General features: G+C 33.9%; 13 protein-coding genes and 1 other annotated feature. Of the genes, 7 read left to right on the top strand and 6 right to left on the bottom strand.

The genetic code is table 11. From position 1 onward, the window contains the following. Positions 1–4 precede the first annotated feature (4 nt). The 4 genes from metE to JX000_RS11565 are packed head-to-tail and all read right to left on the bottom strand — an operon-like array spanning position 5 to position 6,315. Positions 5–2,251: a 5-methyltetrahydropteroyltriglutamate--homocysteine S-methyltransferase gene (metE, locus tag JX000_RS11580; protein ID WP_206140731.1), complete on the bottom strand. Its 2,247-nt coding sequence runs from the start codon at positions 2,249–2,251 to the stop codon at positions 5–7. Continuing rightward, on the bottom strand, positions 2,248–4,086 hold the full coding sequence (locus JX000_RS11575) for a bifunctional homocysteine S-methyltransferase/methylenetetrahydrofolate reductase (protein WP_206140730.1): 1,839 nt from the start codon (positions 4,084–4,086) through the stop codon (positions 2,248–2,250). Before JX000_RS11575 ends, metE begins: the two co-directional genes overlap by 4 nt. Continuing rightward, a complete protein-coding gene (metC, locus tag JX000_RS11570) occupies positions 4,040–5,215 on the bottom strand; it encodes a cystathionine beta-lyase MetC (RefSeq protein ID WP_002451529.1) in 1,176 nt (391 codons plus the stop codon). The genes JX000_RS11575 and metC overlap by 47 nt, the downstream gene beginning before the upstream one ends. Further along, positions 5,212–6,315 (bottom strand): PLP-dependent transferase, encoded by a 1,104-nt coding sequence (locus JX000_RS11565; protein WP_206140729.1) that lies wholly within the window; start codon positions 6,313–6,315, stop codon positions 5,212–5,214. Before JX000_RS11565 ends, metC begins: the two co-directional genes overlap by 4 nt. 60 nt (positions 6,316–6,375) lie before the next feature. Beyond that, positions 6,376–6,753 (bottom strand) — a binding site (T-box leader). Positions 6,754–7,017: 264 nt separating this feature from the next. Between JX000_RS11565 and JX000_RS11560 the strand changes: the two genes are divergently transcribed. The 4 genes from JX000_RS11560 to ychF all read left to right on the top strand — a co-directional run bounded on the left by JX000_RS11560 (position 7,018) and on the right by ychF (position 10,216). Next, positions 7,018–7,857: a ParB/RepB/Spo0J family partition protein gene (locus JX000_RS11560; RefSeq protein WP_124228213.1), complete on the top strand. Its 840-nt coding sequence runs from the start codon at positions 7,018–7,020 to the stop codon at positions 7,855–7,857. Positions 7,858–8,004: 147 nt separating this feature from the next. Then, positions 8,005–8,883 (top strand): mechanosensitive ion channel family protein, encoded by an 879-nt coding sequence (locus JX000_RS11555; RefSeq protein WP_002451526.1) that lies wholly within the window; start codon positions 8,005–8,007, stop codon positions 8,881–8,883. Between the two features lie 20 nt (positions 8,884–8,903). Continuing rightward, positions 8,904–9,107 (top strand): DUF951 domain-containing protein, encoded by a 204-nt coding sequence (locus JX000_RS11550; protein WP_002451525.1) that lies wholly within the window; start codon positions 8,904–8,906, stop codon positions 9,105–9,107. 11 nt (positions 9,108–9,118) lie between these two features. Continuing rightward, complete coding sequence (ychF, locus tag JX000_RS11545; RefSeq protein WP_002451524.1) at positions 9,119–10,216, top strand: redox-regulated ATPase YchF; 1,098 nt, start codon at positions 9,119–9,121, stop codon at positions 10,214–10,216. A 165-nt stretch (positions 10,217–10,381) separates the two neighbouring features. Here ychF and JX000_RS11540 read toward each other — a convergent pair whose 3' ends face one another. After that, positions 10,382–10,573, bottom strand: coding sequence for a hypothetical protein (locus tag JX000_RS11540; protein ID WP_002451523.1), 192 nt, complete (start codon positions 10,571–10,573; stop codon positions 10,382–10,384). 61 nt (positions 10,574–10,634) lie between these two features. Next, positions 10,635–11,456, bottom strand: a complete 822-nt coding sequence (locus JX000_RS11535; RefSeq protein ID WP_206140728.1) for a GH25 family lysozyme — start codon at positions 11,454–11,456, stop codon at positions 10,635–10,637. A gap of 375 nt (positions 11,457–11,831) precedes the next feature. Here JX000_RS11535 and rpsF point away from each other — a divergent pair, with 375 nt between their 5' ends. The 3 genes from rpsF to rpsR are packed head-to-tail and all read left to right on the top strand — an operon-like array spanning position 11,832 to position 12,950. Further along, a complete protein-coding gene (rpsF, locus tag JX000_RS11530; protein WP_002451521.1) occupies positions 11,832–12,128 on the top strand; it encodes a 30S ribosomal protein S6 in 297 nt (98 codons plus the stop codon). Between the two features lie 21 nt (positions 12,129–12,149). After that, on the top strand, positions 12,150–12,665 hold the full coding sequence (ssb, locus tag JX000_RS11525; protein ID WP_002451520.1) for a single-stranded DNA-binding protein: 516 nt from the start codon (positions 12,150–12,152) through the stop codon (positions 12,663–12,665). Between the two features lie 42 nt (positions 12,666–12,707). After that, positions 12,708–12,950, top strand: a complete 243-nt coding sequence (gene rpsR / locus JX000_RS11520) for a 30S ribosomal protein S18 (RefSeq protein WP_002451519.1) — start codon at positions 12,708–12,710, stop codon at positions 12,948–12,950. Positions 12,951–13,026: the final 76 nt, after the last annotated feature.

Genomic DNA, 13,026 nt, shown 5'->3' with positions numbered 1-13,026 from the left:
TATTTTATGCTGTTGTAGCATTATTTTCTTCGCGTTTCTTTCTAACAGCGTTAACTAATACAGTTAATGCTTCTTTAACTTCATCTTCTTTACGTGTTTTTAATCCACAGTCCGGATTCACCCAGAATAATGAACGATCAATTTGTTGTAAAGAACGATTAATTGCAGTAGTAATTTCATCTTCTGTAGGGATACGAGGGCTATGGATATCATATACCCCTAATCCGATACCTAAGTCATAGTTAATATCTTCAAAGTCTTTAATCAAGTCACCATGGCTACGAGATGTTTCAATTGAAATAACATCTGCATCTAAATCGTGAATCGCATGGATGATTTGACCAAATTGAGAATAACACATATGCGTATGAATTTGTGTTTCATCTTTGACTGATGATGTTGCTAATTTAAATGAATGAACTGCATCTTTTAGATATTGTTCATGGTACTCAGAACGTAGTGGTAATCCTTCACGAAGTGCTGGCTCATCTACTTGAATGACTTTAATACCATTTTCTTCTAATGCTAGCACTTCTGCATTAATTGCTAACGCGATTTGATCTTGTACAGTTGTACGTGGAATATCAACGCGTTCAAATGACCAGTTAAGAATTGTGACAGGACCAGTTAGCATACCTTTAACTGGTTTGTCAGTTAAACTTTGTGCGTAGACAGTTTCCTTAACTGTTAATGGTTCAGTCCATTTAACATCCCCATAAATAACTGGTGGTTTTACTGCACGAGAACCATATGATTGAACCCAACCAAACTTAGTAACTAGGAATCCTTGTAGTTTTTCTCCAAAGAATTCAACCATGTCATTTCGTTCGAATTCACCATGTACGAGCACATCAAGTCCAATCTCTTCTTGAATTTTAATCCAACGTGCAATTTCGTTTTCTAAGAATTCTTTATAAGCTTCATCAGAAATACGTTGGTTCTTCCAATCTGCACGATATTTTCTAACTTCTCTCGTTTGAGGGAATGAACCAATCGTTGTAGTCGGTAAATCCGGTAAATTTAATCTATGGTATTGTGCTTGTTTGCGCTCAGAGAATGGTGATTGACGGTGTGTACGGACACTATCAAAATCATAGTCTAAGTTTTTGAATGATTGACTTTGGAATCGTTCATAGCGAGATTTTAAGTTGTCATATTTCGTACTATCGTTATTATTGAAAAGACGGCGTAAAGCATCTAACTCGTCTAATTTTTCAGTAGCAAAGCTTAAACCTTCAGCGATAGATTCATCTAACGTTTCGTCATCTAATGATACAGGCACATGTAGTAAAGATGAAGAAGGTTGAATTACAATATCTTGAGCATATTGTTGTAAAGTTTCAATCAATGACTTTTTAGCTTCAATATCAGCAGCCCAAACATTACGTCCATCGATAATACCTGCGTATAATGTTTTGCTTGAATCAAAATCACCAGCTTTAACTTGCTCTAAGTTGTAGCCATGATCATGAACGAAGTCTAATCCTAAGCCGACGACTGGTAATGAGCTTAAGAATTTAAGATTTACGCGTTCGAAATAAGTTTGAATCACTAAATGTTTGCCTAATCCAGTATTAGTTAATTCTTCATAAGTTTCTTTAGTAATATTTTCATAATTTTTACTTTCGTCCGTAACTAACACGGGCTCATCAATTTGAATATATTCTGCACCTGCATCAACAAGTGATTGTAATACTTCTTTATATAATGGCAATAATGTTTTTACTTTTTCTTCGAACGATAGGTTACCACCTTTTGATAATTTAACGAAGGTAATAGGGCCTACAATGACTGGATGTGCATTGACATTAATAGATTGTGCATACTTAAAGCGGTCTAATAACACATTACGATTTAATTTAGGTTCTACATTATCCCATTCTGGCACGATATAGTGGTAGTTTGTATTAAACCATTTGATTAATGCACTTGCGACGTGTTGCTTATTACCACGTGCAATATCAAATAACAAGTCATCATTCACTTCTCGTCCTTGGAAACGTTCAGGAATAATATTGAATAGTAGTGATGTATCTAAGATATGGTCGTATAAAGAGAAGTCACCTACTGGAACGCTGTCTAGATTGTAATTCTTTTGTAGTAAAAGGTTTTCTTTGTGTAAGTCAGTAAGTGTTTGATCTAGTTCATTTTTATCAATTTTTTGAGCCCAGTAGCTCTCAATTGCCTTTTTCCATTCTCTTTTTCTACCTAATCTTGGGAATCCTAAGTTTGAAGTTTTAATTGTTGTCATAATATTGCCTCCTTATGAGTGGTAATAGATTTTGAATACGCTGCAAGTTCTAGTGAATAATCGACTTTTTGGAAAGGTGTAATAATGTATAATCCATTAAAGTATTCATGCACCGTATCGATGAGTTCCTTTGAAAGTCTAAGACTAAGTTCTTTAGTTTTTTCTTTATCATCTTTAACTGCTTTGAATTGATTGAGTACCTCTTCCGACATTTTGATGCCAGGTACTTCATTGTGTAAAAATAGTGCATTGTTATAACTTGCGATGGGCATAATACCTATGAAGAAAGGTGTATTTAAGTGTTTTGTTGCTTCATACACCTGCTTAATTTTTTCTTTACTATATACAGGTTGAGTGATGAAATAACTCATGCCACTTGCTACTTTCTTCTCAAGACGTTTGACTGCACCATCGAGTTTTCTTACATTAGGATCAAATGCACCAGCGATGTTAAAGTTCGTATGTTTCTTCAGCGCATCACCGTCTGTGTTGATACCTTGATTAAAGCGAAGTGCAATTTCGGTTAATCCTTTAGAATTAACATCATAAACATTGGTTGCGCCAGGCAAATGACCTACTTTTGATGGGTCACCTGTAATGGCTAAAATTTCATTAACACCAATGAGTGAGAGACCTAATAGGTGAGATTGTAGACCTATGAGATTTCTATCACGACAGGTAATATGAACGAGGGGTTCAATATTAAATCGTTGTTTGATAATACTTGCTGCAGCAATGTTACTTACGCGAACAGTTGCTAAGGAATTATCTGCTAATGTCACTGCATCGATATCTGCATCATCAAGCTTGCCAATATTGTTGAAAAACTGATCAGTATCTAAATGTTTAGGTGTGTCTAGTTCTACAATGACAGTAGGGCCTTGTTTGACTTTGGAAGTCAATGATTGTTTGGAATTCAGGTCTTTTGTACGATTTACTTTTTTATTAATTGGTATGACGTTTTTATGGACAACAGGTCTTAAATTCTTTACAGATGTTTTAATGTATCGAATATGTTCTGGCGTAGTACCACAACAACCACCAATCAATCTCACACCTTCGTTGATTAACTCTTGTGCCACATCACCAAAATATTGTGCGTTATCACTATATTTGAATTCGCTATTTTCAATATCTAACAAACTTGCATTTGGATAACAGGATAGAAATGCTTTATCTGGTAACTCGATATGTGAAAATGAACGTTGCATATGATGTGGGCCATGATGACAATTAAGTCCTACAATATCTGCACCATATTCAACTAATTGCTTTAATGCATCATTGATGGGTGTACCGTCTACAAGATAATTTGTGTTAGAAGCGGTTAATTGAGCGATTATGGGAATGTGATGTTTTCTTTTAGTTGATACAACGATACCTTTTAATTCTTCTAAGTCATAATAGGTTTCAAACAATAAAGCATCTACACCTTCATCAACTAAAGTATCTATTTGATGCTCAGTATGATATTGGATAGTTGAAAGGCTTAGGTCATCTTGTTTAACACCTCTAAAGCCTCCAACCGTTCCTAAAATGAAAGTATCTTCATTGGCAGCTTTTTTAGCAATTTGAACAGCTGCTTTATGAATTTCTTTGACCTTATGTTCTAAACCGAAGGCTTTTAACTTTTCAAAATTGGCACCGTACGTATTCGTTTGTATAACGTCAGCACCGGCATCAATGTATGATCGATGGATACGTTCGACCTTTTCCGGATGAGTTAAGTTATAAGCTTCTGGGCATGTATCTAGGCCTTCTGAATAAAAAATGGTTCCAATTGCGCCATCAGCTACTAAAACGTTGTTCTGTAATTTGTTCAGGAATTGACTCATTAAATGCCTCCTTTAAAGCATAGTTGATGTCCGCAATAAGTTCGTCAGGATTTTCTAATCCTACACTTAATCGGAATAATCCGAAGGTAATACCACGCGCATTTCTAATATCTTCTGGAATCGCTGCATGTGACATCGTTGCAGGATGAGATAGAATGGTTTCTACACCACCTAAACTTACTGAAACCAATGGAATAGTTAACGCATCTACAAACGCTTGTGCCTTTGTTTCATCTTTTAGTCTGAAACCAATGACAGCACCACCTGTTTTAGCTTGTTTAAGGTGTGTTTTGTTATTTCCTGGGTAATACACTTCTGCGATTTCATCTCTTTGACTTAAGAATGAAACAAGCTTTTCAGCATTTGCTACAGATTGTTTGAATCTAATAGGGAAAGTCTTAAGATGTTTAGCTAATGCCCAACTATCATAAGTAGATAGGGCGTTACCAGTACCGTTTTGAATAAGATATAACGCATCCGCCACATCTTCGCGATTTGTAATGACTGCGCCTGCTAGTAGGTCACTATGTCCACCTAAAAATTTAGTTGCACTGTGAATAACAATGTCTGCACCAAGTGCTAAAGGTGATTGTCCTAATGGCGTCATAAAGGTATTATCTACAGCTAATAACAATTGGTTGGCTTGCGCAATCTCTGCAACTGCTTGAATATCGGTCACTTTAAAACACGGATTAGAAGGTGTCTCTACATATATAAGTTTCGTATTAGTTTGAATTGCATTGTTAATATTTTCTGCTTGAGTCGCGTCTACAGTTGTAAATTCAATATTGAATCTTTTTAAAATATCTTCAGTTAATCGGAATGTACCACCATAAACATCATCAGGTAATATGACATGGTCTCCGGATTTCAATGTAAGTAAAACTGCAGAAATAGCTGCAATGCCTGATGCAAATGCAAACCCATATTTACCTTTCTCTAGATGAGCTAATTTTTCTTCTAAAATCGCTCTGTTTGGATTACCACTACGTGCATAATCGTAAAGTGGACTACCACCAAGTTGGTCTTGATGAAATGTTGATGAATCATAAAAAGGTGGATTGGCTGAGATATAATCCTTTCCTCGACGTTCGTCGAAAATTACTTCAGTATCTATTGATAAATTCATGAAATCACTCCTACTTTTGAATGCGTTAATGCTTGGATAATGTCTGCTTCAATATCAGAATAATTTTCGATTCCGATTGATAAGCGAATTAAAAACTCATCGATACCTCGTTTGTCTTTCTCTTCATCGGGCATATCCACGTGAGTCTGTGTGTAAGGGAATGTAATAAACGTTTCTGTACCACCTAAACTCTCTGCAAATATACAAGTTTCTAAATTTTCCAAAAATTTAGGAACGCTATATGCCTTGTTGAGTCGTAAACTTAACATGCCAGTTCTACCGCTATATAAGACCTCGTCAATTGCATCTAAATCTTGGCATTTAACTGCTAATTTTTGAGCATTTTCTTGTGAACGATCGATTCGTAAATGCAAAGTTTTTAGACCTCTTTGTAGTAAATAGCTATCCAACGGTGATAGCGTAGCGCCTATCATATTGTGGAATTGTCCCAATTCTTCAGCTAACTTGTCGTCTTTGACTGTAACAACACCTGCTAGCACATCATTATGACCACCGATATATTTTGTAGCCGAATGTAAAACAATGTCGGCACCTTCTTCTAATGGTGTTGAAAGATATGGTGTTAAAAATGTGTTATCAATAATAGTTAATAAATCATGTTTTTTACTGAGCACATAATAAGGTGTAACATCGATATCAATCATTTGTGGATTAGAAATGGGTTCGATGAATAGTGCTTTTGTTTGTGATGTAATTTGATTTTCAACTTCTTCATAGTTTAGGAAATCTACGTACTTAAATGTCACACCGTATTGCTGTTCGTAAAAATCAAATAGTCTAAATGTGCCACCGTATAAATCAAATGCAACTAATACTTCATCACCAGGTTTAAAAAGGTTACATACAAGTTGAATTGCAGCCATGCCACTTGAAGTTGCAAATGATGCTACACCTTTCTCTAGTTTGGCGAATGATTCTTCAAAAGCTGTCCTTGTTGGATTCTTCGTTCGTGTATAGTCATAACATGTTGACTGACCTAGTTGAGGATGTTGATATGCAGTTGATAAATATATTGGATTGGCAATAGCTCCTGTATGATCTTTAGTCAAAGAAATTTGTGCTAATTCTGTATCCTTCATTACTAGACCCTCCTTAAAATTAAAAAAAGCTTCCGTCCTTTAAACCCGATTCTTTCGGATGTAAAGGACGAAAGCTTTGATTTCGTGGTACCACCTTTGTTTGTTACTTTATTACTAAAGTAACCTCTATCAGTACACCATTTTGGTAATAGGCACTGATAAAAATGAAGAAATCACAAAAATATCGTTCATAAAAAAACTCATCCATTCAGAGATTGAAGAAATGAGTATTAACGATAAAATGTGCGTCTTTAATTCCAGTACGCCATTTAACAAAATGTTAATACTGTATCGCTATAACGGGCGAACCCGTTGACACCTCATATTGGCATCAACACTCCAAGGCCATTTTCAAACTTTCTTACAATATCTTCTCTCAGCTACGAAGATTCTCTGTATAAGCAGTGTAAGTTTTACTTTCCTTTTTATAGTGTGTAAAATGTTTCGTTTTTAATTGTTAATACATAGCTTACAGATAGAAGAATCATTTGTCAACAACTTTTCTGAAAATTTAGATTAAACTTACAATTCAGATTTGTCGAATCGTTGAAATCATAGCGTTATCTTAAAATAATATTTTTGAAGAAATTGTCGTAACTTGTGATTTCTACTTGTGAAAAAAGGGTCAAATTTTTAAAATAAAATAGAGATACAAATTATATTTATATCACGGTATTAATTTTTAGAGAAAGATGTGAAAAAATGGCTCATCGAGAAGATCAAAGATTGCAATTAAACAAAGATGAACAAGTACATTCCGTTTCGTTAGCCTTAATTAAAGCTAATCCTTATCAACCGAGAAAAACATTTGATGAATATAGACTAAATGATTTGGCACAATCAATTAAACAACATGGCATATTGCAGCCGATTGTAGTAAGAAAAACTGTTCAAGGTTATTATATTGTTGTAGGAGAACGACGTTTTAGAGCCTCCCAAAAAGCAGGTTTAACTGAAATTCCTGCAATCATTAAAGAATTATCTGATGAAGATATGATGGAATTAGCCATTATAGAGAATTTACAACGTGAAGATTTGAATGCTATAGAAGAAGCAGAAAGTTATAAAAAGCTAATGGAAGATTTGAATATAACACAACAAGAAGTTGCTGAAAGACTTTCTAAATCACGTCCTTATATTGCTAATATGTTACGTTTATTAAAATTACCTTCAGACGTTGCTAAAATGGTACGTGATGGTGATCTTTCAGGTGCACATGGTCGCACATTACTAGGTTTAAAATCTCCACAGAAAATGAAATCAATAGCGAAAAAAGCTGTGAAAGAATCGTGGAGTGTAAGATATTTAGAGAGCTATATCAATGATTATGTAAGCAAAACTTCTCCAAAGACTTCGGTTGATGAACAATCGTTAAATAAACCCAAATTTATTCAAAAGCAAGAAAGACAACTTAAAGAACAATATGGTTCTAAAGTAGATATATCAACACATAAAAATATTGGTAAAATTGCTTTTGAATTCAAATCAGAAGAAGAATTTAAGTCATTAATAAAAAAACTAAATCAAAATTATGAGATATAAGTGTAGAAGTCACATAGAAACATATTAAAAATAAACGCTGCTTACTATAGAAAGCAGTTTTTAAATCTGAAGACTGATTTAATATAAGTGGTTTTAAGATATAATGATTTAATTATGAAAAGTTTAAAGTGAGGAGGTAAATGCATAATGAATCAAGTCAAACATATCCTTTCTTCGTTAATTGAGCCACTTACAAAAGTTGAAACTTATGAAACGTTGGCGATCAAGATTATCATGATTTTGATTTATATTGTTGCAGCGATTATAGTCATAAGCATTTTAAATAAAGTGATTGAACAAGCGTTTAAAATTCAAAATAAGAGTAGAAAAGGGAATAAAAAGCGTTCTAAAACATTAATTTCACTTGTACAAAATGTAGTTAAGTATATTGTCTGGTTTATCGTTATTACGACCATCTTAAGTAAATTTGGAATTAGCGTAGAAGGTATAATAGCGAGTGCTGGTGTAGTTGGTTTAGCCGTAGGTTTCGGTGCACAAACAATTGTTAAAGATATCATTACTGGATTCTTTATCATATTCGAAAATCAATTTGATGTAGGCGACTATGTTAAAATTAATAGCGGTGGTACGACAGTTGCTGAAGGAACTGTTAAATCAATTGGACTGAGATCAACACGTATTAATACTATCTCAGGGGAATTAACGATTCTTCCAAACGGTAGTATGGGTGAAATTACTAACTTCTCAATTACTAACGGAACTTCGATTGTAGCGATACCGGTCTCAATAGAAGAGAATTTAGATCATGTTGAGAAAGAATTGAATAAATTATTCACATCACTTAGAAGTAAATACTACTTATTTGTGAGTGACCCTGTTGTAGAAGGTATTGATTCTATTGATAATAATAAGGTGACTATCAGAATCTCTGCAGAAACAATACCTGGAGAAGGTGCAGCTGGTGGTAGAATTATTAGAAAAGAAGTGCAACGATTATTTGTTAGAGAAAATATTAAAATGCCTAAACCCATTTTTGCTCCATATGAAGAGCAAAAACGTGGCTAATTATCATTGGAGGTAATTTCATGACGTCAAATTACGGAATAAATGATATAGTAGAAATGAAAAAACAACATGCATGTGGGACAAATCGTTTTAAAATCATAAGAATGGGCGCTGACATTAGAATTAAATGTGAAAATTGTCAACGTAGTATTATGATTCCACGTCAGACGTTTAATAAAAAATTAAAGAAAATTTTAGTATCCAATGAAGATACAGAAAGTTAGGAGAATGATTAATGGCTTTAACAGCAGGTATTGTAGGTTTACCAAACGTAGGGAAGTCTACACTTTTTAATGCAATTACTAAAGCGGGGGCTTTAGCAGCTAACTACCCATTCGCAACAATCGATCCAAACGTAGGAATCGTAGAAGTACCGGATTCACGTTTGTTAAAACTAGAAGAAATGGTTCAACCCAAAAAGACGATTCCAACAACATTCGAATTTACTGATATTGCAGGTATTGTTAAAGGTGCATCAAAAGGTGAAGGTTTAGGTAATAAATTCTTATCACATATTCGAGAAGTTGATGCTATTTGCCAAGTTGTTCGTGCATTTGATGACGAAAATGTAACGCATGTGTCTGGTCGAGTTAATCCTCTAGATGATATTGAAGTTATTAATATGGAGTTAGTATTAGCCGATTTAGAATCAGTAGAAAAACGTTTGCCTAAGATTGAAAAAATGGCTCGCCAAAAAGATAAAACTGCTGAAATGGAATTACGCATTTTATCTAAAATTAAAGAAACATTGGAAGAAGGTAAACCCGTACGTAGTATCGAATTTAATGATGAAGATCAAAAATGGGTTAACCAAGCACAATTGTTAACATCTAAAAAAATGTTATATATTGCTAATGTTGGTGAAGACGAAATTGGCGATGAAGAAAACGATAAAGTGAAAGCAATTCGTGACTATGCTGCTCAAGAAGACTCTGAAGTTATTGTCATCAGTGCAAAAATAGAAGAAGAAATTGCAACATTAGACGATGAAGATAAAGAAATGTTCCTAGAAGACTTAGGAATTGAAGAACCAGGTTTAGATCGTTTGATTCGTACAACATATGATTTATTAGGTTTATCAACATACTTTACTGCTGGTGTACAAGAGGTACGTGCTTGGACATTCGTACAAGGTATGACAGCACCACAATGTGCTGGAATTATCCACACAGACTTTGAACGTGGTTTTATCCGTGCAGAGGTTACAAGTTATAGTGATTATGTTGAACATGGTGGCGAAAATGGTGCTAAAGAAGCAGGTAGACAACGTTTAGAAGGTAAAGACTACATCATGCAAGATGGAGATATTGTTCATTTTAGATTTAATGTTTAATTATAATCAACAGTATCAATCATTAATTAGATTTTAACTACTCTAGATTAACTAGAGTAGTTTTTTTATGGGAGAAATTGCAGATTAAGATAGAAAAAGCAATGTAGTACATGGTCGGAGTTACTAAGTGACAAGACTACATTGCTTAAATACAACATTATTATATTAAAAGAAAGGAATAACCTCACTTGCTTTAAGAATATCTGTAGTTCTAAAAAATTGTTTGCCTTCACCAGTATAAGCAGGTACTAAAATCATATTAGCTTTGGCATTGTATAACCATTCAGGGTGCAAACCACAATTTAAAATATCTTGAAACTCTTGAAAGTCTTTATTCCAATCTAAATTTAAGTTCATGTTAAACACCTCACCACTATTATAGAACAAACGTTCGCGTTTGTGAAGTGTTTTGATACTTTTATGATGTAAACCAGTTTGTGCTTACATTTGAATCAACATAGTTAGCATCTACATTTTGATTAAGTTCTGATGAATAGAAACTATCTGTATATTGCCATAACACTTTTTCTCGAGTTGGCTCTTGAGCTTGATATGAAGCTAACCAATAACCGTCATATGAACTCACTGCGTTAGCCACATTATTAACCATAAAGTTTTCGTATGAATAGAATAATACTTTCTTATTACCAGCTAGTTTTTTCATTTGATCAGCCCAAGCTACTGTAGCAGTGTTCGCATCGCCAGAAGTAACCGTTTGTTGTTCATAATCGTTGATATAAAATTCTGCTTTTGGCGCACGATTGTATAACATTCTCGCTTCATAACGAGCATCGTCAGCATTTTCGTACATACTATATGAATAAACACCGAATTTCATATTGTTTTTATCTAACAAGGCAGAATTGTGTTCTAAACATTTATCGACATATTCAGAACCATATTGTCCACGAATAATGATAAAATCATAATTTTTCTTAAGTTGTTTTACTTGAGCATCGGTTAAGTTACCTTGCCATTCGGAAATATCAAGTACACGTTCACCACTATTAGTTGTTGCAGTGCGCGATTTAGTTGAAAAAGTAGATCGATTTTGAGTATCGTTTTTAGCTTTTTCAGGATGCTTTTTCATATATTGTTGATAGCCGTAGCCCATTGTACCTTTTTTACTTTGAGTATCGTTTGTATTATTTGAATTTTCATCTGCATATGATAAATTAATGCCTGAAATCGTAGTTAACATTGTTGCAGCAAACATCGAGTAAGATAGTTTCTTTAACATAAAAGTTCTCCTTTATTTATAAAAAATTAAACGCAATTAAATTGAAAACGCAATGATGATGTTATTACAATTAATTTTTATTTACAATGATACGACTTACACAATATAAAGAACGATTTTATTATGTATATTCACATTGATTTTTATAAAAATTGGTTGAAAAAATTATATTAAAATTAGATGCTCTATCGAGTAAATATCAAAAAGAAGACATAGTGCCTATATGTTTGTCATTTCGTTTATTATAATTTTAAATATGATTGTAAAAAGTAATACTCTGTGCTATAATTCTTGATTGTGAGTAATGAAAATTATTCCTTGCTTATCACAAAATGATGATAAGCCGTATAGACCACAAGGAGGTGCAAATATACAATGAGAACATATGAAATTATGTACATCGTACGTCCAAACATTGAAGAAGATGCGAAAAAAGCAGTTGTTGAACGCTTTAACGGTATCTTAGCTTCAGAAGGATCAGAAGTTTTAGAAGAAAAAGACTGGGGTAAACGTCGCCTAGCTTATGAAATCAATGATTTCAAAGAAGGTTTCTATAACATCGTACGTATCAAATCAGATAACAACAAAGCTACTGACGAATTCCAACGTTTAGCTAAAATCAATGACGATATCATTCGTTACATCGTTATCCGTGAAGACCAAGATAAGTAATAATTTGACGGGGGCGTTTAAATGTTAAATAGAGTTGTATTAGTAGGTCGTTTAACGAAAGATCCAGAATACAGAACCACTCCCTCAGGCGTAAGTGTAGCGACATTTACTCTAGCAGTTAATCGTACTTTCACGAATGCTCAAGGGGAACGCGAAGCAGATTTCATTAACTGTGTTGTTTTTAGAAGACAAGCAGAAAATGTAAATAACTACTTATCTAAAGGTAGTTTAGCTGGCGTTGATGGTCGCATACAGTCACGTAGTTATGAAAATCAAGAAGGTCGTCGTATCTTTGTTACTGAAGTCGTTTGTGACAGTGTTCAATTCCTTGAACCTAAGAACTCACAAAATGGCGGTGGCCAACGTTCACAAAACAACGAATTCCAAGACTACGGTCAAGGATTCGGTGGTCAACAATCAGGACAAAATACTTCGTATAACAACAATTCATCAAGACCTAATTCAAATCAATCAGATAATCCATTTGCGAACGCGAACGGACCTATTGATATTAGTGATGATGATTTACCATTCTAAAAAATAACTAATTAAAATAAAATTAAAAGGAGGCAGTTAATCATGGCAGGTGGACCAAGAAGAGGCGGACGTCGTCGTAAAAAAGTATGCTATTTCACAGCAAATGGTATTACACATATCGATTATAAAGACACTGAATTATTAAAACGTTTTATCTCAGAACGCGGTAAAATTTTACCACGTCGTGTAACTGGTACTTCAGCTAAATATCAACGTATGTTGACAGCTGCTATCAAACGTGCACGTCATATGGCTTTATTACCATATGTTAAAGAAGAACAATAATATATAGTTTATTGTAAAACCCCGTAAGTATAGGCTTATGGGGTTATTTTTGTGTTTTTAAATATAGAAAAAGGGC

Source organism: Staphylococcus sp. SB1-57, from assembly GCF_017086425.1.
Classification (GTDB): domain Bacteria; phylum Bacillota; class Bacilli; order Staphylococcales; family Staphylococcaceae; genus Staphylococcus; species Staphylococcus warneri_A.
The sequence above is the reverse complement of the archived record's forward strand: the minus strand, read 5'-3'. Positions and strand labels throughout refer to the sequence as shown.

Coding starts and splice junctions, on each gene's coding strand:
- rpsR (WP_002451519.1), top strand. CDS start 12,708: ATGGCAGGTGGACCAAGAAGAGGCGGACGTCGTCGTAAAAAAGTATGC.
- JX000_RS11575 (WP_206140730.1), bottom strand. CDS start 4,086: ATGAGTCAATTCCTGAACAAATTACAGAACAACGTTTTAGTAGCTGAT.
- JX000_RS11555 (WP_002451526.1), top strand. CDS start 8,005: ATGAATCAAGTCAAACATATCCTTTCTTCGTTAATTGAGCCACTTACA.
- ssb (WP_002451520.1), top strand. CDS start 12,150: ATGTTAAATAGAGTTGTATTAGTAGGTCGTTTAACGAAAGATCCAGAA.
- metE (WP_206140731.1), bottom strand. CDS start 2,251: ATGACAACAATTAAAACTTCAAACTTAGGATTCCCAAGATTAGGTAGA.
- JX000_RS11565 (WP_206140729.1), bottom strand. CDS start 6,315: ATGAAGGATACAGAATTAGCACAAATTTCTTTGACTAAAGATCATACA.
- JX000_RS11535 (WP_206140728.1), bottom strand. CDS start 11,456: ATGTTAAAGAAACTATCTTACTCGATGTTTGCTGCAACAATGTTAACT.
- metC (WP_002451529.1), bottom strand. CDS start 5,215: ATGAATTTATCAATAGATACTGAAGTAATTTTCGACGAACGTCGAGGA.
- JX000_RS11540 (WP_002451523.1), bottom strand. CDS start 10,573: ATGAACTTAAATTTAGATTGGAATAAAGACTTTCAAGAGTTTCAAGAT.
- JX000_RS11560 (WP_124228213.1), top strand. CDS start 7,018: ATGGCTCATCGAGAAGATCAAAGATTGCAATTAAACAAAGATGAACAA.
- rpsF (WP_002451521.1), top strand. CDS start 11,832: ATGAGAACATATGAAATTATGTACATCGTACGTCCAAACATTGAAGAA.
- JX000_RS11550 (WP_002451525.1), top strand. CDS start 8,904: ATGACGTCAAATTACGGAATAAATGATATAGTAGAAATGAAAAAACAA.
- ychF (WP_002451524.1), top strand. CDS start 9,119: ATGGCTTTAACAGCAGGTATTGTAGGTTTACCAAACGTAGGGAAGTCT.